Source organism: Haladaptatus halobius (genome assembly GCF_020618475.1).
In the GTDB taxonomy this organism is placed as follows: domain Archaea; phylum Halobacteriota; class Halobacteria; order Halobacteriales; family Haladaptataceae; genus Haladaptatus; species Haladaptatus halobius.
This window is the reverse complement of the sequence record NZ_CP085338.1, coordinates 547,722-571,719: the sequence shown is the minus strand read 5'-3', so window position 1 is coordinate 571,719 and position 23,998 is coordinate 547,722. Positions and strand designations below refer to the sequence as shown.

General features: G+C 48.9%; 15 protein-coding genes. 8 read left to right on the top strand and 7 right to left on the bottom strand.

Going from position 1 to position 23,998, the window contains the following annotated elements; translation table 11 throughout:
• Positions 1-52: 52 nt before the first annotated feature.
• The 3 genes from glmM to LIW51_RS30190 form a co-directional block, all read right to left on the bottom strand.
• Positions 53-1,366, bottom strand: a complete 1,314-nt coding sequence (glmM, locus tag LIW51_RS30200) for a phosphoglucosamine mutase (protein WP_227379233.1) — start codon at positions 1,364-1,366, stop codon at positions 53-55.
• A gap of 1,334 nt (positions 1,367-2,700) precedes the next feature.
• Complete coding sequence (locus LIW51_RS30195) at positions 2,701-3,528, bottom strand: phosphatase PAP2 family protein (protein ID WP_227379232.1); 828 nt, start codon at positions 3,526-3,528, stop codon at positions 2,701-2,703.
• A 104-nt stretch (positions 3,529-3,632) separates the two neighbouring features.
• Positions 3,633-5,327 (bottom strand): ABC transporter substrate-binding protein, encoded by a 1,695-nt coding sequence (locus LIW51_RS30190; protein WP_227379231.1) that lies wholly within the window; start codon positions 5,325-5,327, stop codon positions 3,633-3,635.
• A 922-nt stretch (positions 5,328-6,249) separates the two neighbouring features.
• Here LIW51_RS30190 and LIW51_RS30185 point away from each other — a divergent pair.
• The 4 genes from LIW51_RS30185 (at position 6,250) to LIW51_RS30170 (ending at position 11,065) form a co-directional block, all read left to right on the top strand.
• Entirely contained in the window at positions 6,250-7,887 is a 1,638-nt protein-coding gene (locus tag LIW51_RS30185; RefSeq protein ID WP_227379230.1) for an ArnT family glycosyltransferase, read from the top strand.
• A gap of 76 nt (positions 7,888-7,963) precedes the next feature.
• Entirely contained in the window at positions 7,964-9,163 is a 1,200-nt protein-coding gene (locus tag LIW51_RS30180; RefSeq protein ID WP_227379229.1) for a Cdc6/Cdc18 family protein, read from the top strand.
• A 319-nt stretch (positions 9,164-9,482) separates the two neighbouring features.
• Entirely contained in the window at positions 9,483-9,635 is a 153-nt protein-coding gene (locus LIW51_RS30175; protein WP_438267453.1) for a DUF1328 domain-containing protein, read from the top strand.
• 1,175 nt (positions 9,636-10,810) lie between these two features.
• Positions 10,811-11,065: a PRC-barrel domain-containing protein gene (locus LIW51_RS30170; RefSeq protein WP_227379228.1), complete on the top strand. Its 255-nt coding sequence runs from the start codon at positions 10,811-10,813 to the stop codon at positions 11,063-11,065.
• A gap of 355 nt (positions 11,066-11,420) precedes the next feature.
• On the opposite strand, the gene LIW51_RS40140 is transcribed toward LIW51_RS30170, so the two are convergent.
• Together LIW51_RS40140 and LIW51_RS30160 are read right to left on the bottom strand one after the other, a co-directional pair.
• Positions 11,421-11,567 carry a DUF7563 family protein gene (locus tag LIW51_RS40140; RefSeq protein WP_438267452.1) on the bottom strand — a complete coding sequence of 49 codons (147 nt, stop codon included), beginning with the start codon at positions 11,565-11,567 and terminating at the stop codon, positions 11,421-11,423.
• A gap of 739 nt (positions 11,568-12,306) precedes the next feature.
• On the bottom strand, positions 12,307-13,524 hold the full coding sequence (locus tag LIW51_RS30160) for an MFS transporter (protein WP_227379506.1): 1,218 nt from the start codon (positions 13,522-13,524) through the stop codon (positions 12,307-12,309).
• A gap of 639 nt (positions 13,525-14,163) precedes the next feature.
• Between LIW51_RS30160 and LIW51_RS30155 the strand changes: the two genes are divergently transcribed.
• The 4 genes from LIW51_RS30155 (at position 14,164) to LIW51_RS30140 (ending at position 19,463) form a co-directional block, all read left to right on the top strand.
• Positions 14,164-14,316: a DUF1328 domain-containing protein gene (locus LIW51_RS30155; RefSeq protein ID WP_227379227.1), complete on the top strand. Its 153-nt coding sequence runs from the start codon at positions 14,164-14,166 to the stop codon at positions 14,314-14,316.
• 820 nt (positions 14,317-15,136) lie between these two features.
• Complete coding sequence (locus LIW51_RS30150; protein WP_227379225.1) at positions 15,137-16,144, top strand: AAA family ATPase; 1,008 nt, start codon at positions 15,137-15,139, stop codon at positions 16,142-16,144.
• Between the two features lie 125 nt (positions 16,145-16,269).
• Entirely contained in the window at positions 16,270-16,698 is a 429-nt protein-coding gene (locus tag LIW51_RS30145) for a hypothetical protein (RefSeq protein ID WP_227379224.1), read from the top strand.
• A 671-nt stretch (positions 16,699-17,369) separates the two neighbouring features.
• Positions 17,370-19,463, top strand: a complete 2,094-nt coding sequence (locus LIW51_RS30140) for an alkaline phosphatase PhoX (protein ID WP_227379223.1) — start codon at positions 17,370-17,372, stop codon at positions 19,461-19,463.
• A gap of 20 nt (positions 19,464-19,483) precedes the next feature.
• Here LIW51_RS30140 and LIW51_RS30135 read toward each other — a convergent pair whose 3' ends face one another.
• Both LIW51_RS30135 and LIW51_RS30130 read right to left on the bottom strand, forming a co-directional pair.
• The gene (locus tag LIW51_RS30135; protein WP_227379220.1) at positions 19,484-19,663 is read right to left on the bottom strand and encodes a hypothetical protein; all 180 of its coding nucleotides are present in this window, start codon (positions 19,661-19,663) and stop codon (positions 19,484-19,486) included.
• 874 nt (positions 19,664-20,537) lie between these two features.
• A complete protein-coding gene (locus tag LIW51_RS30130; protein WP_227379219.1) occupies positions 20,538-23,663 on the bottom strand; it encodes a hypothetical protein in 3,126 nt (1,041 codons plus the stop codon).
• Between the last annotated feature and the right edge of the window lie 335 nt (positions 23,664-23,998).

Sequence of the window (23,998 nt, the reverse complement as noted above, 5' to 3'; positions counted from 1 at the left end):
TTTTCACTTACTTATCGCAGAGTCAAGCGGCTATGGTGGCTGTTTCGCCCGATTACTCTGCGTGCTCAGCGACGAACTCGTCCGCCATCTCAAACACGGCGTCTGCGGCGTCAGGGTCGCGAGCCTCTGCAGCGATTCGAACCAACGGTTCAGTTCCGCTTGCGCGGATGAGGAACCAACCGTCATCAAGCGAGACACGCACGCCGTCGATGGTGTTGGCGTCGGCGTATCGGTCAGTGACGGCGTCGGCAAGCCGCTCCATCAGACTGACTTTGTCTGCAACCTCGACGTTCTTCCGACGGATTGGGTACTCGCCAATCTCGGTAGTGAGTTCCGACAGTGGCCCATTTCGGGCGACTAGTTCTGCGAGTCGACACGCCGCGAGTGAACCGTCTGGACAGAGGGTCTGGTCAGGCCAGATCCACGCCCCTGACTGCTCACCGCCGAAGACAACATCAGGTTCGGTCGCGCGTTCTGCAACATATACATCGCCAACCTGTGTCCGAACCACGTCAGCGCCCTGCTCGGCCAATACATCCTCAACGATGAGACTGGTATCAACAGGCGTGGCAATGGTCTCGCCTTTGCCTGCTCGCTGACGTGCGAAGAGGGTTAACAATACGTCGCCCGACAGAAAGTCTCCGTGCTCGTCCACCGCCATCATGCGATCAGCGTCGCCATCGTGGGCGATGCCGAGATCTGCGTTGGTGGCCGCAACGTGTTCGCAAAGTGATCGGCAATTCTCCGCAGTTGGTTCGCTCGGGCGTGCAGGAAATCGACCGTCTGGTTGGGCGTTCAGCGTCTCCACGTCACAACCGAGTTTGAAGAGAGCGTCGGCTGTGACTTGTCCTGCCCCATTACCCACATCCACTACGACGGTGAGATTGGCGGATGAGACCGCCTCACTGAGTATTTCGACGTGTTTGGCATGTGCACCAGTCCATTGTGTTTCCTCGCCAGTCTCATCCCACCTAGCGAGATCGAATGTCTTCTCCTCAACTAGCTTGGTGATCTCTGCGCGCTGGTTAGTATCGAATGCCTGCCCAGAGGGATTCCAAAGTTTAATACCATTATCCGTCGGTGGGTTGTGAGATGCGGTGATGGAAACGCCCGCATCGGCGTCTTGCCACGTAATGCTTCGGGCGACCGTAGGCGTTGCGGCGAGGCCGATGTCCACCACATCCGTCCCGCATTCGCGGAGACCGGCCGAAAATGCGTCAGCGAGGAATCGGCCACTCTCGCGAGGGTCGCGGCCGATAACGACGCTCTCCACGTCGGTCGTGCCAAGCGCCCGACCGATAGAAAGCGCCAGCTCGGACGTAACGACTTCACCAACAGGTCCACGGATTCCGCTAGTTCCGAACATTGTACGTACATCAGTCGGAACGGGCAAAAGGTTTCCTTTCAGTAGCTCACGTGGCCTCTTCCACACTGCAACCAGCAAGGCATTCTACCATGAGATAGCGGTTAGCAATATTTGGGGTTCAATCCACACTTTCACAGGAATTAGCCACATACCGAGAAACCTCTCCGTCTGATTTAAGCGGAAACACACACCGGGTTTCCAGTGAAATACAGCGGAAGGAGAGGTCAGAGCAAAGAATCGGAAATAACTGCCGTGAAACTAGCGAAGGTGAGATTGAGACCCCTTCTTGTGTCCGTGTGTTTTATATATGTGCATTCCATTATATTCCATTAAGCTAGTCAAAAGGTATAGGTAACCCGTGACGTAGTCACGGGCGTTCCAATCGAAGTGAAGCTTGATCGTGGCTGGATTTCACTGGAAACGTGGTGTCCATCTTCTCCGTCGAACATTCCTACCAAGCTATTTTGATGAGAAAAGATCCATTTAGCGTTGTGAACTACCCCGCCCTGCTCGCGCTAGCGCGCTCGCTGAGGGCGGGGCTTCCTGCTTCTCCGTCGCGCTTTTTTACGTCAAACGGACGCACAGGGAGCGCAGACTCCACAGGCGTGGATTCGGAGTGAACCACTCCTATTGGCTCGATGGAGGAATTCCACGGGCTGACGCACGCTTCTTGTCGCGTTCGAACGACAGCCGTCCCTCCCACTCCCGCAAGGAGCGAATCGCCTCTAGAGGGGCGGTGAGCGAGTCAGGAGCGGAAGCACGGAACGTCCATCTTACTACCCTCTTCGCCCGCCGGGGTAGTAAGAGTCTTTCGTACAGTGAAAGTAAACGAAGACGGACGCTGTATCCCCTCCCCCCTCGCTCGCTTCGCTCGCTCGTTGAGGGAGGAGGCTTAGCGTCCTGCACCGCACAAGCTAAATGACCCCTAATCTTTTAGGTTACGTCTCTTTAGCTTTGCTACTTCTCTATTTCATCTCGGTTTATTCACTATTGGATAATAGCCTTCAAGCACACCTCGTTTCCAGTGAATTCCTCCTTGTTAGGGTTTCTTAATGGGTTTTATCGACACCATCTTTCACAGCGTCTATTTCTGGGAATCTCAGACGGTTAACCCCCTCCTTGAAGTGAAGTGTAATTAACGTACTCTTTGCACACCACGTTTCCAGTGAAATTGGTGTTTGTAGTTTAGTAGACCAATCTATTTGACTGAACACCCTTCACCCTTGTTTCATCTCCAACCTCCTCCCCCTCTTTTACTTGTTTCACTGGAAACGTGGTGTGTGTTTCTAAGTGTCAAGAGTTAGCATACCATGCCCTCTCGTCGCCACAGATGACTACTGTACTTTTTCCAATTGCTGATTTAGTGTTCTAGACTCTCCAAATACAACGCGTTCTGCCACGAGAATACTTAAAATCCCGAGCAAAATCCCTGCAAACACGTCTGTACCCCAATGAATGCCAAGGTACATCGTGGCAATAACGATACTTGCGGCTATGGGAATCGCCACTAGCGCCCATCCAAAGTACATTTCACGGGTTTTGTATGCGAGCAGGGCAACGCTGACTGATAGCGAAGTATGTAGGGAAGGAAATACATTTGTGTTCGCATTCACTTCGCCTGTTAGTATTTGGGACTGTGGGAACGACGAGTAGAGGAGGGGGTCGACTACGTCCGGGATCATGTTCCGTGGTCCGTATGAGATGAAGAGGATATAGCAGATGAGTCCTATCCCGTAGTTTACCGCATAAACGATGGCTGTTTCTTTTAATGGGTCACTTTTCGGATGCGAAAAATAGGCGATGAAGGGAAATACAAGTAGGAAGATATAGCCATAGATATACATAAACGAGAAATACATTGTCAAGTTCGGCGTCGCGAGGGATTGGACTTGACCAACGAAATCTCCCTCAACGGTATAAATCAGCCCTGTAATATTCCAACCGATGACCCACGAGAGATCAGGGCCATACTCACGGGCAACCTTATTCACTGCAAGGATAACGATCAGTAGTCCAAGATGGGGAAATACTGCCTGAAGATGTTCATGAAACATGCTACGAGCGCGATTGAGACCTGAATATCCGACAAAAACCATGGTTGCTACCCCCAACATTATCGTCACACCAACAAATATATACCCAATAATTTCGGCCAAACTCATGACGTGCCCTCCTTGTGCTTTATCTTCTTTCTCCTTTGAGTATTTACTTTTTCATATACTTCCCTCTTTCCAATCATTTTCTTCCTATTTTTGCTAAAGCTGTTTCACCGCCGAAGCAGCTTTCCATTGTTCGTGTATCGATATCCGGCATTCTTGAATGCTGTCTTTGCCTTTGCTACATTGAGATCTCCATTTTCACCTGGGAATGGAAGCTCAGAGTCAACCCCTGTCCAGCGGAGTTCTGGTGCAAGCGAGTCGTGACGAGCCAACGGGCTGGTCGCCGGTTCGGCGTAGCTTCCAAACACGCTTTTGACGAGAAAGGCCTTATCGAATAATTGAGCCACCGACCGACGAAACCTAACGTTGCTGAACGGTGCCCTCCGGGTGTTGAAACCAAGATGGTACATTGGCAATGACTCGTCAACGTGTAACTCGACGTTCTCTGCGTGTCCGATACTACGCACTTCAGATGCCGTCACGCTAGTTGCCGTTCCGTCTGCGTCACCGTTGAGGATAAGCTTCGTCGCTGCAGCCGGCGATGGAACGATGAGAAACCGTAACTGCTTGAACCCTATCTCGCCTGCGTATCGTTCGATGTACTCCGGTTCCGGTGTCAGATCATAATCTTTCTTGGTACGAGTAAGGAAGTGACGGTCAAACCGCTCAAAGGTCAGTGACTGTCTGCGCTCCACGTTCTGAAACTGCAACGGACCGCTACCGACGGGTTGCATATTATTCCAGACGAGCGCTTTTGTAGTAGGCGAGTCCGACCGTAATCCCGCGATTTTGGCCTGTTTGTATTTTGTTCTCCAGATGTGCTTCGGCAGAACTGGTATCGTAAACGCTTGCAGTGCAACCGCCCGGTTAGTCGTACCAAACGTAACACGAACCGTCTGTTCGTCGATCGCCTTCGCTGACTCAATGACCGATGACGCTCCCCTGAACCGAGGTGCTGGCACCGGACTCTTTTGCGTTCCTAGTGTTGTATCTTTGAGAAATTCGTACGTAAACGCGACGTCTTTCGCTGTGAGAGCCGTATTGTCATGCCACCACAGCCCACCTCGGAGGCTTATCTCTGCAACGAGATTGTCTGTCGATGACTGCCAGTCCCATGACTGGGCGAGCCATGGGCGAACGCGCCCGTTTATCCACCGTCCGACCGAATCGTATAGTAGACCAAGAATCGTTCCGTTGTTTCTAAATTCTACCGACAACGGATTGAGATTCTCCGTCGGACGAGAGTCTTGCAACGTCATTCTGAGCCGTCGGTTGGTACTTCCTTGCGATCGTACCGAAAGATAACCTAGCAGCGAGTGGACGCTTTCCTGATTCGTCCATCCATCATAGCGATTCGTCCTAATAGCACGGATTTCGTCGGGAAAGGCAACGACCGTAAACGGTTGGTCGCGAGCGATCGCATGTTGTAGTTCTTGAAGTGTTTTCGTCCGTTGATGCCCACTTTGGCGCCGTTGCGCCGCTAGCAATTCATCTACTCTGAGATTCGCATACCCAAACGGGTTCTGCCACCCTGCCTCCGTGCCGAAGCGGGAATGGAGGAGCGTTCGCAACATATCCGGGTCGCGAAAGCCGGGGTGGCTGGCGATGTAACAGTCAAACGACTGATTTAGGAGGATATCGCGACGCAACTCGACTCGTTCCATCGGTTCGACTTGTGCCGCGATACCAACTGCCTTAAGTTGCTCAATGAGAAATCGGGCGATACGAATTGCCCATGGATCTGCGTCTGCCGGAAGCGTCTTTATAGAAAACGATATCTGCTCTGGTCGATCGCGGCTCACCAGTGATTGTGCCTCTTCAATACAGCCACTACCTAGCGTCATTCCGAGGGCTGCAAGTAGCTCTCTTCGCCCCGTTTTGGAGCTCTCATCGGCTATGGTAGAGCGATTTGAATCTTCCTTAGATACCATTCTAATCAGGCGTGTTCGTCAATTGTGGCCGGGAATTGGGAATCTTGTATGCAACATGTATGTTTCACGCGAAACAATACGTTAGTTACAACCTTAGAAGAGAGTGGCGGTCCCTTTTATTATACAGCACCTAACTGTTTCCCCCTCGTTCAACCATGTCTCTCCCAATAAACGGCTATTCTCGATGGTGATTCTATGCAGGTGCGATTAACGTACGACGTCTTTTTAGGAATATAATCCAAAATAAAAAGTCTCATATTCATTGCGTGAATTACTATTTTGTTGCATCGTTCTCGTATCGTTCAAACCGTATTTGAACGACTTAGGAACGAAATAACAAAGAAATGACCATGATTACAATAAAGTGAAGATGTCTATGTGGACGTTTTACTGGCCTTCCTTTGCGCCACTTACCGTAATCAACGAGAGTACTGGTGGCGAGGGTGACGCGGTGCTCAAGTTAAAATCGAAGTCCTCTTATAGAATTATTGACGAGAGTAGCAAGATAATCGGCCAGAAAGCACGTATAGTTGGACGTATCTGGTTACGAATAACGAATCTCGCCCCAGGCAGATGTATGAATGCCCTCATAGATTTCCTACCTGCTTGGATAGGGTTGATCGAGGTGCTCGCCTTGCACGCGTTTTGTTTAGGCATGTCTGTACAGGCAGTTATCGGATCACGCGGTTCGTCTCGGTCGCTGTCTCCCCCGTGGACGGTTACAGATAAAACACAGGCGATAACCATGTGTGGACGAACGCTCAACCGATCGTCGAAGATAGGGTGAAGTTAGATGCTACATCGTATCACAAATCAACAGAATTGGAACGTTTCATCAAAACTGGCCGAACTCGCCCGTAACGAACGTGCGTGGCTAGCAACAGCAATAGGAGCAGGATTGCTAGTGTACTTTGCGTATCTCACGACGCACCCATATCCTGCTTACGGCGCTGGTCTATACCTCCAAATTGCACAAGAAATAAGTGCTCACGGTTACGGTTTACCAGAGCGCATTCCGTTGTACACCAAAGACGGCGTCCCCTTCGGCTATCCGCCGCTGATGTATTATGTCTCGGCGGTATTGATGGATACAACCGGCATCGATCCGATTGCACTCAGCCGACTCCTACCAGGATTCGTCACGGTGCTGTATCTCGTGCCGTTCTACTACCTCGCGCGCGAGGTGCTACGATCGACGCCGCAAGCGGGCTTCGCCACGCTCCTCCTCGCCGTGACACCGCCCGTCCTCCAGTGGCACCTTTCGGCAGGTGGTATCGTGCGTGCTCCGGCCTTCCTCTTTGCACTGACCGGCGCGTACACCGGTCTGAAGCTGTTCAAAACCGCTGAGCGAAAGTGGATCGTCCCCTCAATGGTGTTATTTGGGCTCACCATTCTCACTCATCCAACCTACACAGTTTTCTTCGGGATAACTTACCTCGTGATGTTCGCTTGTTTCGACCGGACACCCCAGGGCCTTGTTCGCGGTGCCATTGTTGCTGCTGGTGGTATCCTTCTTGCGTCGCCGTGGTGGTTACAGATCATCGCCACCCACGGCGTCGGCATCTTCGCTGCCGCCTCTGGAACGCATTCGGGAATTGGCGGTGGCGTTAGTCGCCTGCTCAGCCAATTCGTCTACCCGTTGGCCTTAGATATTCCCATTATCTTCTACCTCGGGTCGTTCGCAGGCGGTGTATACTTACTCGCCAAGCGGCGAGTGTTCCTCCCACTCTGGTTGGTGTTGGCTGCATTCATGATCGGCAAAGTTCGCTTCCAGTTCCCTGCCGGGGCGATGATGGCTTCGGTGTTTGTCTTCGAAGTGTTCGTTCCGCGCATCCGTAGCTGGTTGCGGACGACGAGTTACTCTCGCTCTGCACCGCTAATCGGCGTCATTGTCCTTGGGATACTCGTTTCAAGCGTCGGTGCCTCGTTCGCTGCAAGCGGTCTCACCTCCCATCAGCACAGCACTAGCCAACCGGCATTTATGGACTCCGATGATAAGGCTGCGATGGAGTGGGTAAAGGAAAACACCGCCTCAGACTCCGACTTTGTCGTCCTCGGCGACGCCGCCGAGTGGTTCCCACTCATGACGGATCGGGCCATCGTTGTCGGACCGTGGGGTGTTGAGTGGGAGGGGCACAAGCCGTATAACAATCATCTCGGCTTGTATAAACGGATGTCTCGCTGTCCGGGGAAGACCTGTCTGACCGAAAAGATGATCTCGAATGATGTCAATCCCGACTACATCTACATCCCGAAGGGCCATTACACGGTGCGTGGCGTCGACGAGTACCAGAAACCGTGGATGCGTGAACAGCTCGTAAACTCAGAACGCTACAAAATCATCTATGAAAACGAGGGAGCGATGATATTCCGCGTTCGGAAGCCAATGAAACCGACGAAGGTTCCAGACGACGGGCCGCAACCAGAGTAATATGTTAGTACAGTCTTATTCTTACTGCAAACTATCCCCGCAACAGTAAAGAGATTTCACTGGAAACGTGGTGTCCATGAGCGATACTAATTCAGACGAACTCTTTTCCCGAGAAGATAGAATATTCGAAAAAAAAGAACTTCTTGAAATAAATCATCTTCCGGATCACGGACGCATCGTCGGTCGAGACGATGAGATTTCTGCGCTCGCAAATGCTCTCAATCCTGCACTCTTCAATCAATCGCCGAGTAATGTCCTCCTCTACGGGAAAACAGGGACAGGAAAATCGCTCTGTGCCAAACACGTATCGCGCCGACTCGTCGATGAAGCGAACGAGGAGGGTGTCACCGTCGGTGTTGCCTACGTAGACTGCGCACAGGATAGTACCGAGACGCAAGCAGTACAAACTATTGCGTCTGCCACGAACTCAATGGAGACAGATATTTCTATCCCTGATAAGGGAATTTCTACTTCGACATACTATAAACGCCAGTGGCGAATCCTCGACAATCTTTACGATGTAGTCATCATCATTCTTGACGAAATCGATAAGCTGGAGAATGATGACATTCTGATGCAACTCTCACGGGCAGGTGAGGCAGGAAAACTCAAACGATGTAAGCTTGGTGTCATTGGTATCAGTAACAAGATCAAATATAAAGATCGAATGGATGAGCGCGTCAAATCAAGTCTCTGTGAACGTGAATTCGTTTTTCCACCGTACGACGCCAACCAACTTCGATCAATCATGGAGGCACGGAGTGACGCTTTTAAAGAAGGTGTCCTTGAACCAGGGGCGATCCCCCTTGCGGCTGCGCAGGCAGCACAGGAGCATGGAGATGCGCGAAAAGCCATCGATATCCTCCGCTATGCAGGCGAACTCGCACAGGCGGAGCACGCTAAGACTGTTCGCGAGGAATATGTTAAAAAAGCCCGCGAACGGGCCGAAAATGACCGTTTCCGTGAACTCATCCGTGGAGCAACGCCACACTCGAAATATGCATTACATGCGCTCGCCATTCTCTCCCTTGACAATCCAGATGTGAACGCCTTCCGGACTAGCCGAGTCTACGGGGTATACGAGCAGGTCTGTCGGCAAATGGACAGTGATCCGCTTTCGACTCGACGTGTTCGCGATCTGCTCCGAGAACAGGCGTTCCTCGACGTCATCGAGCAGACTCGGCAAAGCGGTGGAAGCGCTGAGGGGAGCTTCACTGAACACCAACTTCTTGAAGATCCAGACGTCGTAAAGAAGGTTCTTGTCTCCGAAGCGTGAACCAGTATCGCGGTTCCTCCTTGCGAATTTTCACTGGAAACGTGGTGTCTCCACAGGACGCGGTATCCCCAGAAGAGAACCGTTTTCAATAACTCGAATTTGATGTTGATAATCATGTCGAGACCGCACGATGTGTGCCTTAAATTTCAAACAAAGAATGAAAAGATCTTCTACGATAATGGTTTTATAAAAATCGCGCCACAAGGAACTTACCTAGTGATTTTCGGACTGTTCCAAAGGACGGCAATAGGTTTTCATCTCTTTCCTCTCCTTTTTAGTAGAAAACTATATAGCACTCCATCAAAGATGTTCCGTCATCATGGCGATTTTTGAACTTACAATCGGATTCTTTGTTCTCGCAGTCCTCGCTGGTGTCTTCGGAGCGAATGGTGTCGCTGGGATCTCAATGGAGATCGCCCGTTTACTAACTATGATTTTCCTTATATTGGCCGTTATCTCACTCTTACTTTGACGGATACCTCTCTTCTGGTGGAAAACTCTCGTTGGAAGATTTGAAACGCAATTTCTAGAATCTTCTGTTGACGTCGCTAGTTCACCTCTTGGCTTCACCAAGTCATTGCCCTCTGTGTTCCTGTCCCGTGACTAGTCCCCACTCGTCAATTTCAACGATAGATCATTCTGTGGTTAAAACGGTCGCTGATACTGTCTCTATCCGTTTTAACACTGAACATCTAAAACGATGCCAACCTTAAAATCTCCGACTTTAATATGAAAGCCCAAATATTAAAACGCTATAATCCTATGAGCACATGTCGGGAGCTAATCGAGACAAAGAACGTGCGTCTCTTCCCGACAAACAAGGGGGCGTAAATTACATTGCTGCTCAATGTTCGCCCTCTCGTTTTAGTATCAGATAATAGAAAACAAGAACAATACTCACCGTACCTTACATGGTATTATCAACTCTCACCCACTAATTGTAACCCTTGTTATCTAATTTCATAGCACTCATTTGTCATCTATCAGCATAAAATAGAGTTTAAATACTCAATTCTCTATAACTAGGTAAAAGTTGACATCCACCTTGCACAAAATCACGAAAACGCCTTCGCGGGGATTGTGCTGTTCCGTCCATCCCCGAAGGTAACTTTTTCCTGCGGTAGGCGTACCAGGATCGCGCGATCTTCGCCGGGCAATAAATCCGGCGTGATTTGTTTAAAATATCAGATTGTAACGCCCACATATCGATCTCACTATGCGACCGTTCGAACATGCCGATTCACGTCTCTCTTTTGAAGGATGTCACACAGGCTCTGCCGTCGACCGGAGTCTGCCACGGTTGCTCTGTTAGAGTACTACTGTGGATAATGCTCACTTCATACATCGTCATTTCTTGATTGCACGATCGTTTGTCGACTTGTTTCCGTGTTGGCTAGGAGTACTATGAGTATCGCGAACGAATCCAGACCAGGTACTCCTCTTAGTTATAGCCCAATGGTGGGCGTGGAACCATCCGTATTGACAAGGAGCGGCGAGTGTAATGCTATTTGCGCTGTCTGAACAATTCTCCAACTTGTAATTCAATAAGGCAAGAATATATGAATTTATTTTATTAATTACTGTAATAACATTTGCCGTAGGGCAAATGCCTGGTATTTATATTATACAAACTCAATGAGTTTGAAAATGACGGATGTATTCGCAGGAAACCTCATCGGAAAGTTAGTAATGAATATTGATGGAACAGCATTGGGAGAACTTTCTGACATTACTATAAATAGAAAATCGGGTGACCTTTTATGCCTCCTTATTGACCCCGATGAGGCACTCGATATCGAAGATTATATTATCGAAACTGATGAACAAGGATATCTCCAACTTTCTGCTGATCGAATACGCGCAGTAAAGGATTATATTGTTGTACAACGGGATCTCCACTAACATTAATTGAATTAATTTGATAAGTTGAAATAAACCATTGAAATCACTGCCATTCTATCATATTGTATTCGGTTACGTGATTGCAGGCGAGAAAGCTCGCCCTTAAGGGTGGGAGGATGTCAACTTCTACGCCTCTATTCAAGATCTCCTTCGAGACAAGCTTCTTGTCACGGCTGATATAATGGTATAAATGTATGTATGATGTAGAATCATTACACTCTGAACAACCTAACAAGTAAATTGCATGTAGAGCCTGAAATCGCTGTAGAATGGTTTTCTGTTTATCCGAATTAAAAAATCTCTATTTTATACAAGTGAGAGACGGGTAGCCTCGAACACAGAAGAGTGGGATTGTTCACGTACGCGAAGGCCGTATTTCTGCTCCATCGCGGACTTTATCTTTACAATACGGACAAACACGGGGGTTTTCAATACCGGTTGGAGCAAATACTCGCACGTATTGTTGTGTGACGAATGACGTACAGTTTTGGCATGTTGGCATATAAAAATCAGAGAATTACATTCTTATATTTCTTTCGGTGGGTGGATGATGTAATCATCTAACCAAACATCAATATGAAATACACTATCTATCATGATTCTATGGGGGAAATATTCAGCAGACGTCATTCTCTGTAGTTAAAATGAAAGGCTAAGCTCTCTTCCTCTACGAGCGACCGAAGGAGGCGAGTTGGTGGGGACATAGCGTCGCACAGTTCAACAACGACGGTCACGTGACGGACGAGTAATCGAGATATAGTCTATAACACTGGTGGATGGCCAATACCGAGCAGTTCACGATATCCGCAAAGATCATAGTAAAATACTTATCGAGGGAAAAATTCGCCACTGCAACCGTGAGACACGAATAAAACCGCAATTACGAACCTAGTCGCATAGCCTGCGACGGTCGCTATTGCAGTGCCCTGAATATCGAGCCCTCGGACGGCTCCCCAACCGACAATAAGGATTGAATCGAGCACTAGATTGACGATCAGTGTCACGATGCTGATGAAGAGCGCAGCATGTGAATCGCCACGGCCATGATTCTCAGAGCAATCGTTCCAAAGTACACGGTTGCCAACTGAGAGACTTGCGTCCCCACGTTATTCGGTTGTGCACTGAGGATGTTCACGAGCTCAACTTCTGCTCATTATATCTGAATATCATCGTCACGCGGAACGTAAGTCAATTCGTGCTATTCACTCGGCCAGAGTTTCGATAGCTGAGCTGTATCGTAGTCAATCGCCCATACGCCGCAAGGTATCCCCGGCGAGGACTACGACGAGCCCAGCAATGGAGAGTAGTACTAAACCGGGAATAAACGACCCCGTGACCTCGTGGAACGTACCGATGAGCACTGGGCCGAGAAATCCACCGATTTCGCCAACCGCAAAGATGAACCCCATAGCCGTCCCAGTGAGCTGAGCCCCGACTCCGTCCAGATCCGGAGGTATCGCTCGAATAAGCGGCGAAACCCCGCCTACTCCAACCCCAGTGACAACAACGCTAGCGATCATCAGGAAACGGATACCACCTAACACCATTCCAATAGACCCAAGAAATATTACACTTCCACAGGTTATCAAGGCCGCTCGCCGGGCGGAATATCGATCGGCGATTATAGGAACAATTAAAACGCCGACAGCAAAGGCTGCGACGAATATACTTGTGGTTTGACCCGCATGGTCTGGTGTGAGTCCACGTGATTCCAACACTGTCGGGAGCCAGCCCTGGACACCGTGATTGACGAGAAGATACATTGTTCCGATGATGACGATGAGTTGAAGCTCTCTATGAGAGAGGATGAGTTTGAGATCTTGGCTGATCGAGTCGACCGAAAACGACGAATCGTGCTCGGAGGCGCGGTCGTCGATTCCTACCTGCCACGAGACGGTGAACCAAACCACAGCATAGATAACTGCGATGACCCCGCTCCAAAAGAAGAGGGGGCGCCATCCACCAAGCATCGGGCCGAATACTGGCCGACCGACACCAAATACGCCAGCCGATCCCACAGAGGCTCCGATGAGATAGATCGAGGAGGGGGGACCAGTTTGCTCTGGCGGAAATAGAAACGAAACGAGCTTCGGAAGTCCAAATGTGATGGCGGTTGCGCCGACGCCAATCAGAAGTGTGAATGAAAGTAGCGACGGGAACCCCGGTGCGATACTTCGGCCGATCTGAGCGACACCGTAAATCAGAACACCAGTTGCAAGGCTTCGACCGGGACCCACACGGTCGATGGTGACCCCCGAAAAAAGTGCAAGCGGAATATAGGTCAACGGGACTGCGCCTACGAGCACTCCAGCTTGCGTACCTGTGAGACCGAACTCCTCAATGATCGGCGAGAGATAGGCCGGCAGTGAGAACCAGATAAACATTAGGCATGTATACCCAAACGACGCGATGACAACGAGTCCGTACGCACGGCGGGTCTCATCTACCAAGCTCCCCATCAAAGAAGCAGTTTAAAAGAATCGAATATAAGCCTGTTTACTCTACGAAGAGTAGTAGGAATCTAGTGTGATGAACACAACCTCTATTCAGCACTGACGGAGTTGGCAGAGAAAAAGGGATTATCTACCGATAATGAATCTGACGTAAAGCATCGGTAATCGCTATCCCTGAGATTCGAAGTATTTGTGAGCCTTGGCGAGATCGCTACAGCCCCTTAATGCTTGGAGGGGGACTGGTGTCACACCTTTGTACGCATGGTAGTATAGCGCTGTTGCTTACAGACAGTATGCAGAGATTCGACCCTTTTCTTCTGCATCGTTGAACTCGGCGATATCGGTTTGCATGGTCTCGGTTGTGTCCTTGAGACTACTCTGCCTGCCTACCTGGAGAACAGAAATAGTGAGGGTCGAGAATTTCATATACAAATGCTGGGGCTCGATCGGAATGATTTCGAATTTGGTCCGTCATCAGAGTCATCGCGAATGAGACCGTAACAAACAGACGTAGTAATTCTTCTATTAGTGTTGCTGAAGGTTGACGCTTGCAAAGGTATCTCGCAAACTCTTCAGAGGAGTGCATATCCCTAATTCGGATCAACTGCCAATGCACCTTAATAGATGGAGAGCCTATAGCAAACCATGGCACTCCTCGAATTAGCGATCGGGTTCGTCGTGCTCGCGATCATCGCCGGTGTCCTCGGTCAACAAGGTGTCGCGGGGATGTCGATGCGCGCTGCGAAATGGTTAATCGTCGTGTTCCTCGTGTTGGCAATCCTCTCAATGGTGCTGTGAGAAAATAGTGTGAGGAACACTACATTTCTACCAGGCGCTCGAGTGACGTATGAGTAATGAGCTCGTCGACTCCGAGAGCAAGGTCTCGGATTTAGAATCGACAAAGATTCTTTGCTAGTGTGTACTCTAAAAGTCTGCAAGAGAGCTTCAGTGGTGACGGACAACCCTGTCGTCCGGAACGGCGTATATGTACTGTTCTTCATATAGTTTCTTGTTTTGCACGTATTCGTGCGGCTAGTCAGTGTGAGCGCTGGCACTCGTCAGCGAAGGACGATAGTCACTTGACTTCTTTACTGCAGTCATACCTGACGCAGCGACGTTCGGGAATCACGCCTATGATAGTAGTTTGTTGTGCATACCCGCGTCTTGAGGCGCGGGTCGAACGGGAGGCCCGGCCGACTCCCCGCCGTCGGTTGCGGGGCCGGATATCCCACGGCGGTACGTTTAAGCGCCTGTCCTACGTGTTTGGACGTGCTACTCCGATGGAGAGAGTCATACTAGAGAACACACGTATGCCGATGACTCGGTCGGAGATGGGGCCTGTGTGACCGGGCCATAGCCCTAGCACGGGAGTCAAACCGAGAGGTTCCCCCGGTGTCTCACGAGAGCAGAGCTCTCGCGGACTCGTCGGAAGACTGTGTCTTCCGAGATGTCGCCGGTTCCTGTGAGAGTACGGGTTAGAACCTCAAAGGCCGCTAGCCGATATCCCATGGTGGGTTGCCACGCCGTTCACGGCGTGGAGGAGGTCACTTTTAATTGCTGTCTCTATCGTGGCTGTGAAACCAGTTGATTTAAGAATTTTGCGTAAGAAATACCAATGATGCCTACCCCCGCAGATTTTCATGATCAGATTCTCGATGAAGTTGGGACGATACTCCTTGGCAACGAAGAGATCGTCGAAGGACTCACTATTTCTCTTCTCACGAAGGGTCACGTTTTGTTAGAGGGCGTCCCCGGCGTCGCAAAAACCACAATTGCAAATGCCTTTGCGCAAGCAACAGGGGTCAATGCAACACGCGTTCAGATGACACCCGATCTTCTTCCAGCCGACATTACCGGTACTCACATTTATCGAGAGCCAATCGGGGAATTCGAACTCCAGAAAGGGCCAATTTTCTCGAATCTGGTGATTGCTGACGAAATCAACCGAGCGACGCCAAAGACTCAAAGTGCACTGTTAGAGGCGATGGAAGAGCGAACAGTAACAATTGAGGGAGACAGCCTCCCTCTACCGTCGCCGTTTATGGTTGTCGCAACGCAGAACCCCATCGAGATGGAGGGGACATACCAACTTCCAGAAGCGCAACGAGATCGATTCCAGCTCAAGCTAACCGTTGAAATTCCGGATGAAGAGATAGAACTTGCATTAATCGATCAGTTTAATGACCAACCAGATATTGATGTATCTCATATTTCACCAGCGATCACTGCGGAAGAGTTGGCATCTGCACAAACAGCAGTTGCCAACATTTACGTTGCGGAGGCATCGAAACGCTATCTTCGAGAATTAGTCGCAGCTACACGAACACACACCGCTATCGAACACGGAGGATCTCCCCGAGCTACCTTAGCATTGTTGAAGTCAGCGAAAGCACGAGCCGCTCTCCAGGGACGGACATACGTCATTCCAGACGATATCAAACATCTTGCGTTACCCGTTTTGCGACATCGGCTCATACTCAATTCCGAAGCAGAGTTGAGTGATCAGACAATCGATTCCGTTCTTGATGATGTATTTAGTCAGGTCACAGCACCAAGCGGTACAACAGAGTCACAAATCAAACCTCCTCAAGCGGCGAGTGATGGTGGTGCTGAAAATCCGCTGTAAAACAACTGTCGAACAACCGAAGATGGAGTGTGCCGTATTCAATAGCTCTTTGGGTGCGTTCTGGATGTAAAGAGAGGCAATACTCAAGAACTACTCGCTCTGAAACAAAAATCGCTACTCATAATATGCCGAAAGCAAATCAAAATAGTAATCTCGAAGAGAACGAATCGGTATTTAGAGAATATCTACTGGGTGTTCGCATTGTCGAGTCACTTGATCCAGCTGAAGAGATACTGAAGTATCGGTTTGAAGCACCAGGTCACCAAGAAATGGTTTTTGAGAATGCTGATCTTGCAGAATTATATGCTGACGTCTACTTTGACGTTAACGGCTTTGAGGAAGCTGGGACTGGTGAACGTGGTGTCCCACCTGAAATAATTCAGGCTGGACGAGATACTCTGGCCGCCTACTTCCTCACACAACCCTATACAGACATTAATTGGGTTGCGTCGTTTTATGGCAAGAAACCTTCGAAGATTAAACGGTACATCGCTGCGGTTCAAAACCGTGCCCAAGAAATTCGTGATGGCGCGGAGGAACTCGGCATGAAGTGACTGCTCCTCGCCCTAACGGGCGGGGCTTCCTGTTTCGATGACGGCGCTGTATCCCCGCCGTAAACGGCGAGGTTTTAGCGCCTGCAATTCAGATAATACTTTTTCGCTGCTTCTGGAAGAATTCTCTTGCTGGTCAACAATAGAGATCTGAGTTGATACCCTCATCCGAGAAAGGTCACTTACCTTTGTACAGGCGAGCAGTATGTCACGCTAGTTTTCACAGTGGGCCAGCTGAGATTAGTAATTTAATCAACTGAAGATTCTTACTCAACTGATTGCCGACCAGCAGAACATGGAGCTGATTACGATCAGTGATGGAGTCTTGTAAGTCTTTTACGGACGGTCTCACCAACGAGAAACATATTGTCTGAAAAAGGATCCAAGGTTTGTAACTGCGTAGGATTCGGCTCCTCAGTAGACGAGTTGACATTCATGTTGACTTCAGATGCCTTGGAAGAGGGTAGACCTTCGCTCTACGAAGCATTCTCAATGTTAGTAATGAAGTATCTTCGCCAAATGCCTTTGTTGATTGAGCTTTCCGACGGAGCATCTTCACTCTCTTTGAATTAGTATCACCAACAGTATGTGCCAATCGTATGGATTATTTCAATATCGATTATATGTACAGATACACGTAAGTTTATAATTATACTATCACAATGTTCACTTGCATGGTTGAATTTACTCGACGGAAACTAATGGCAACATCGGTAGCTGCTGCCCTCGGAGCGAGTGTCTCTGGGGTCGCAAGTAGCTCACCTCCTGAAGACAAAAATACACCGCGAGCGCCCTATGTAAGGGGAGAACTCAAACGGTTTTCCTCAACCGCATTTGGGGCAGAGGTCACGGGTCCATTCGTCTTTAATGATGGAACACCGCTGTATAGCCTCCAGCATCCAAGCCGAGATAATCCAGCACCATTCAATAATTCCGGAATTGGATATTTTAAAGATTTTCAGTTCTCAATGGATGGGAAGAGTGACGACTTTTCCGAGCTATCGACGCCCCAAACGAATGAAGAAAAAGGAAAAGTACGAGGTGCAAATGGCGACTATGAGTTTATTGCCCACGGAGGCGATTCAATCAATGGAGGAGCTGAGCTTCTCGGCGTAACACAGACACCTGACGGAACAAACATTACACAGGATACCTTCACAGGCACTCAATACGGAGACACCGCATACAATCCTGACTGCAATCAATTCGTCGCTACAAATGAGGAGGGAACTGAGGGCTATCTGTTTACAAATTGGGAGAACAGTCCGGGCAATATCTCTCGTATTCCACTGAGTCAGGAGAAAGGAGGTAAGTGGAGTGCCGATTTAGAGAACGCGATCAACCTTGCCAACACGGAACCATTCCGAGATCTCGGCGGGACGCGTATCAACTGCTACGGCGACCTCACCCCGTGGACTACGATGATCTCTGGCGAGGAAAATTACGCCCATACACGCGTCGCCCTGACTGCGAAGGTGAGCGACATCGTAGAGCAGGGAACTGGAAAAGGACTGATTGGCGCAAGCCAGTTCTGGAATCGACCCAATCCAAACGGGATTCAGGAAGCAGTCAATGCGTACTATGGCGATGATTCCTGGGATGTTCAGGGATGGTGGGCGCTGACAGGTGTCGAATTCCTTGCCTACTATCTTGGTGCGACCCCACCTGATCAACCTAGTGACGAAGACAATACCAGGAAGCCAATTGGCGACAGCAGCTATCCGAACCCATACCGCTACGGCTACTTTGTTGATGTCCGAGAGCCGACGGCAGAAATACCCCAGCCAGTCAAGTACTATATCATGGGTCGAGCAGCATGGGAAGCTCCCGATATTCAGAACGACTTGCGAACTGTCTATGGCTGCTCGGACGGTGACAGCAAGGGTATTTATAAGTTCGTTGCCGACGAAGAAATCCCGACCTATGAAGATCCGATGGATGTTACAGGGACTCTCTATGCCCCGAAAGTGACCAACGAGGAGGCTGCAAAAAAGAATCCACCTGCCGACGTCAATCTCGAGTTTGAATGGATAGAACTAGGTCACGCCACTAACGCGGAGATTGAATCTTGGATCGCCGAGTACGACGGTATCACTCAAGTAGATTACCTCGAAACCCACGCCGACACTGACTGGGAAGAAGACCTCACCGCGGCACTCGAAGAAGCCGACAAGGAGGTCGTCGAGAACGGCAATCAGGATTACATTACAAGCCAGGAGATCGTAGAGTGGGCCGAACAGTACGAGAGTACGGGACCAGATGGCGTCGACGAAGAACTTCGAAAGATACCGTTCCTCGAAACACGGGCGGCCGCAAAAGAAATCGGTGCGACTATCGAGTTTAACAAGGCTGAGGGTGTCGACAGCATCGACAACGCTGGTCCTGGCGACTATATCTACTTCGCAATCTCAGAGCTTAACGATGATATGGCTACCGACCGAGGTGATGTCCAGATGGAACGGGTCGACGGTGGGGTTGTCTACCGTGCCAAATTAGAAGACGATTACAATGTCTCGACGCTCGAACCCGTGATCGTCGGTCCAGATGCAAGTGACCCAGCCGCTATTGCGGATGACGCACTCATCAATGTCGACAATATCTATGTGATGGATGATGGGCGAGTTCTCTGCTGTGAGGATGCAGATCAATTTGGTCGGTCGTACGCCAACGATTGTATGTACGTTTACGATCCCAGTGAAGACGCCGACCACGGCCATGGGAACACCGAGGACGGTGACGACTCAGACAATCTCGGTTACAAGAAGTAATCAAGAACGGAAAAGTTTGATCACTGGTGAACGGTAACGCCACCAGTTTTGATCGTAACCTTTGAGAGATCGCCGTCCGTCGGAAGCACGATCGTCGTCGGTTGAATCGTTACGATTAAGCCGTCTGTACCGGGCGTGGGAATACGCACCGCGCCCGCCCCGGCAATCGTCACCGTCGTATCGCCCTCAATGATCGTCACATCTCCATCAATTCCTGCACTTGACGGGGTGACTGGCACAACCGGCGCCTCGGTAGGCTGATCGGTGACTAGTGACCCTAGCCAAATCCCACCTAGAAGGATAGCAAATACGAGAGCGGCCGCTATGAGCATGATAAAGACTGCACCAATGATTAGGCCGATGAGCCCAAGTACTGACCGACCCGGGTGCCGGCGTCTACGCGATTTAGTTTCTCGCCCACCCTCAAAGCTCGTAGCAGATCCGCGATTATATTCAGCCTGTTCATCTGCCGATGCCTGGTTTGCGTAGTTTTTATCAACCATTTTATCTCCGTTTGATGGACGCTTCGTTCGTGGAGACGACTCTCGATGAGCTGTATTGTGTCAGTCGAACTCCGACCTCACTGCATGATTCTCGAATACTACCGGTCGATGGCTATTCAGAATACAATACGACTGCTGAGAGGAAATACCTGTCTGTCTATGAATCCGTACGTCACTCTATGAGTGATGTACGTCCAGCAGGGGGACTCACTTTGATCATGTGATTATCTTTTCACTATTACCGGTGTATCGTTCAGAAGCGTTTCGTGTTTTCTCTCACCCTACGGCCATGATGACGAGCACGATTACTAACATCCAATATTTTACCATGATATACAACACAATTATGGCTAGATATATAAACTAGTTTAGCGGCGAGTTGGGAGGCTGCGATCCGCCGCCACTGCAACATTCGTACAAAATCAGCGCCATCAGATAGTTCTACTGTGTTATACTTGGCATGTTGGCGTGGTCGTGTATTTGATGAGTACATCATGAAGCTTGAACTACAGGTAGTAATGGCAACAAACCTCTGGAATCTAAAAGATTGGTTCTGTTAGCGAAATGATACCTATATGGAACCTTCAAAAACAGCGTAACCAATTGCTTCGGCGTTCTGATGTTGTGTTTCATTATCTACGCTTTGTTCTTCTTCGATTTTGACCTCAACGCCGGTGCTCGATAGATTTCGATAACGTAGATTTGATGTATCAACACCATTGAAAGTTTGTATATCGGCAATAAATCGAGGAGATTCGTACTCTTGTTGGAATTTTACGTAAGACCATTGATTTGTGATATTTTCTTCGGTACGTTGCACCTCGAACGGAACACGATTAAACTGCCCCATGGCTTGCTGAAGCGCGACGTAGCCCAGTGTCTCTCTTGTATGCCATGGATCAGAACCCTCTTCTTGAAGCCCTACCGCAAAGGAATCATTAGAGATATCTCTTATCCGCGTGATAATTGGATGAGGTCCATTGAATGTTTGGGTTTGCGCTAGGATAACTGGTCTCTCATTACCGAAGAAGTTACCTAGTGAGATAGAAGTGAAACTATCAGAAACAGACTCAGTTCCTGCTTTTACTCGATAGGGAGAACCATCATCTAACTGTAATTCTTGCTCAGTTGGTTCCACAGCAAGTATGTGGAATGTTTCACTCAGGTGCCAGCCGTCAAGATAATCCCATTCTTCGATTTTGTACTCGAAATTACCGTCAGCAACATTCCGGAGGCGGACGTGACATGGTTCATCACCATTATGTGAGAGAGGCTTTCCAATTACGACGCGTGTTGATTGTGCACCTGAATTAACTTGATTCCATGAATCTCTATTCTGTTGGGGGCTGGAAATCGTATTAGTCAAGAGAGTGGGTTCCCCGAAAACTGCATATCCAACTACTTCTTGAGTATGGTCTGTTTCGCTGTCGTAACTTTGTGCCTCTTCAACTTTTACCTCAACACTAGTACTTGTTAGATTTCGATATCGAAGGCTTGCCGGATCAAGGCCATTAGTTGTTTGCAAACCAGCGATAAACTGTGGTTTTCTATGTTCTTGTTCAAACTCAATGTGAGTCCACTGATCAGTCACCGTCTCTGCAGTCCGCTGTACTTCAAATGGTCTATCATCAATATATCCTGTTTCCGGTTGGAGTGCGATATAACCGACCGTCTCTATCCGATGATCACCCTCGTCTTCCTCTTCTTGGATTTTTCCATCAAATGAATCACTCGAGACATTGGAAACTCGTGAGACAACTGGGTCTAACCCGTTGAATGATTGCGTTTGAGTTAGAACAATCGGCTTTACTGTACCGAAGAAATCTTCGAAGGATCTAGTTGTGAAGGTTTCATCAGTAGAGATAGTTCCAGCTTTCATTCGGTATGGGAAACCAGAGTCCAACTCTAATTTGTATTCAGCTGGGGGTACAGCGAGTGTACTGAATGTTTCGTGTCTATGAGAACCATCAAGATATCCCCATTCTTCAAGTTTATACTCGAAATCACCGTCTATAGTATTTTGTAGACGAACATGGGTCGGGTCGCTACCATTATACGAGAGTGGTTTCGCAACGACGACTCCTGTCGGTTGTTTATCCGATTCAATTTGGTGCCATTCATCACGAGTCGATTGGTTAGTGGACAGTGTGTTTGTTGAGAGTAGCTTGCCTGGTGAAAATGCAGTCCCGTCTACACTCCATGTTGCAGGGCCGCTTCCTTTAGCCGAAACGATTCCACCGGTTACATAGAAAGCATACACCTCTCCAGCTGGAACTGACCCAGTAGCCTGCTGTGAATTAGGCGGGCGGACTGGAGAGTCATTCGCTCCCCAGTCCATAGCTACGGTCGCACCATCATCGCCTGCTGGGAGAACGGACGTACCGGCGGTAATCTGGTAAGAAGAAGCGGATTCATTACCGGTGTTATCAATACGGATAAGTTGTGCCGATTGTAGTGGAATCTCTCCAAGAGACGGTGGATTTGACAATGGTGGTTGTGTATCCGGTGGAATCGGATCGCCGTTAGTGGTCACTCGATCTCTCACATATGATGAGTCTGTCTGTGGCCCATCTCCACCCAGAATACCAGATACCTCCCCCCATTCCTCAGGTGTTTGCTCTATTGAGACAGCGTATTGATAATCATGATCATTTCGGACATGGATATTCTGGAGCTGAAGATATCGGAGGTTTGCCCTCGTACCGTCATTCATATATCCATTTAGAGTATAAATCGCATCATGATATTTTTCTGAATTATAGCTGATTCGAACGTTCTGAACATTGAGTCGTTCACATGGTGTTGCAGCTGTAATCGGCCCACCACAGCTCGAATCTAAATAGCGATGATAGAAGTCACTATCAGCGATCGTGAGCGTTCCATCATAGCTGTTGATACCGTTAGCTGGATCCGCTGGATCCACTGCCTCTACACTCACACCACGCTGGAGTGATCCACCCGACCATGCTTGGATCGGGTGCTGATCGTCTTTGATTGAAACACAGTTTCGCACCTCGGAATTACCGCCGAGACGGATACCAACCTGTGTGTTACGGAAGAAGCTATTATAGATCCGGAGCGGACCCTCTGGTTTTTTGGCGTAAATCGTATTTTCTGCCCAGAGCTCAAACCAACAGCGATTAAACACAAGTTCACCCTTTCCAGATTCCACTAAAATAGCACGGCGGTTGCTTGCTTCGGTGGGTTCACACGCACCTTCGTGGAAATAACAGTCCTGAAGTAGTCCACGAGTACCCTCGGCTGCCGATAGCCGGAAATAGGTTCGTGCATCGCTTGAGTTATTAGATCCAACGTTCGAGTCCGTAGCTGCTCGAACTTTTCCACGAGTAATTAACCTCTTGAGTTCCCAATCTCCGGAACTGTAGTTCATTCGTACGAAAGGCGGGATCTCCGTATTCCGCATATCAAGTTCAAATCCGTCCAGCACGAACCCATTCGAGTAGACGTCGAACCATCGAACATTGTCCCCTGATTGACCGGGAATAAGACGTGCACCGTCTGGTGCGGTAAGTTGGAGATTATTGAGACCAGACGGAACAACGAGTTCATTGAGTTTGTATGTCCCTGGCGGGAACACTATTGTAGTATTATCGCCAATGATTCGATCAAGAACAGAGTCGATAGCTTTATTCCCTGTATTATCCGCACCTTCGTCTACTATGTTATACGTAGGCATCTAAATACACCCTTGCAGGAACTTTGTTTGATCAACCGAGGATGACGGATTTCCTTGGTTAAGAATTAGCTTATGGAGAATTTTGAGAGATGGATGATTAAGCCTATTGTAAATGTATCGTTCGACGTTAGATGAAACATAATTTTTCATATTACTCGGGGTAATCATAGTCTCCTTTGCGCTTTGTTCTTCTTTACAATCATATTCTTTACTATCTATAATCATTAGTACCGTCTTCATTCTTACTAGTATAGTAAAAATGTTTCCACCACATATGTTTTACCATACGTATCAAAAATCAAATCGATAGATTAATGTAATAGCATTATTTCTTA

What these genes read in the sequence shown, in the direction of transcription:
- glmM (WP_227379233.1), bottom strand. Translation starts at nt 1,366, where the DNA reads ATGTTCGGAACTAGCGGAATCCGTGGACCTGTTGGTGAAGTCGTTACG.
- LIW51_RS30195 (WP_227379232.1), bottom strand. Translation starts at nt 3,528, where the DNA reads ATGAGTTTGGCCGAAATTATTGGGTATATATTTGTTGGTGTGACGATA.
- LIW51_RS30185 (WP_227379230.1), top strand. Translation starts at nt 6,250, where the DNA reads ATGCTACATCGTATCACAAATCAACAGAATTGGAACGTTTCATCAAAA.
- LIW51_RS30180 (WP_227379229.1), top strand. Translation starts at nt 7,964, where the DNA reads ATGAGCGATACTAATTCAGACGAACTCTTTTCCCGAGAAGATAGAATA.
- LIW51_RS30175 (WP_438267453.1), top strand. Translation starts at nt 9,483, where the DNA reads ATGGCGATTTTTGAACTTACAATCGGATTCTTTGTTCTCGCAGTCCTC.
- LIW51_RS30170 (WP_227379228.1), top strand. Translation starts at nt 10,811, where the DNA reads ATGACGGATGTATTCGCAGGAAACCTCATCGGAAAGTTAGTAATGAAT.
- LIW51_RS40140 (WP_438267452.1), bottom strand. Translation starts at nt 11,567, where the DNA reads ATGCCAACATGCCAAAACTGTACGTCATTCGTCACACAACAATACGTG.
- LIW51_RS30160 (WP_227379506.1), bottom strand. Translation starts at nt 13,524, where the DNA reads ATGGGGAGCTTGGTAGATGAGACCCGCCGTGCGTACGGACTCGTTGTC.
- LIW51_RS30155 (WP_227379227.1), top strand. Translation starts at nt 14,164, where the DNA reads ATGGCACTCCTCGAATTAGCGATCGGGTTCGTCGTGCTCGCGATCATC.
- LIW51_RS30150 (WP_227379225.1), top strand. Translation starts at nt 15,137, where the DNA reads ATGCCTACCCCCGCAGATTTTCATGATCAGATTCTCGATGAAGTTGGG.
- LIW51_RS30145 (WP_227379224.1), top strand. Translation starts at nt 16,270, where the DNA reads ATGCCGAAAGCAAATCAAAATAGTAATCTCGAAGAGAACGAATCGGTA.
- LIW51_RS30140 (WP_227379223.1), top strand. Translation starts at nt 17,370, where the DNA reads ATGGTTGAATTTACTCGACGGAAACTAATGGCAACATCGGTAGCTGCT.
- LIW51_RS30130 (WP_227379219.1), bottom strand. Translation starts at nt 23,663, where the DNA reads ATGCCTACGTATAACATAGTAGACGAAGGTGCGGATAATACAGGGAAT.